This is a genomic window from Loktanella sp. SALINAS62 (genome assembly GCF_018263905.1).
Lineage (GTDB): Bacteria > Pseudomonadota > Alphaproteobacteria > Rhodobacterales > Rhodobacteraceae > Loktanella.
Genome location: NZ_JAAFZU010000091.1, coordinates 1 through 234, shown reverse-complemented (window position 1 = coordinate 234; position 234 = coordinate 1). Strand labels below are relative to the sequence as shown.

General features: G+C 66.2%; 1 protein-coding gene. It reads left to right on the top strand.

From position 1 onward, the window contains the following. Window positions 1-234 (top strand): IS3 family transposase (locus tag GZH79_RS18605; protein ID WP_211645272.1); only part of this gene is annotated, 234 nt, incomplete at both ends.

Sequence of the window (234 nt, the reverse complement as noted above, 5' to 3'; positions counted from 1 at the left end):
GTCGGTGCGGATCGCAAGATGATCCGCTACCAGTCCAGAAGGCCGCCCGAGACGGAGCTGCGCCAACGGCTGCGGGATCTGGCCAACGCACGCCGCCGGTTCGGCTACCGGCGTCTGTTCGTGCTCTTGCGCCGCGATGGCGAACCGTCAGGGATCAACCGCATCTATCGGCTGTATCGAGAAGAAGGGCTCATGGTGCGTAAGCGGCGCGCCCGGCGCAAAGCGGTGGGAACC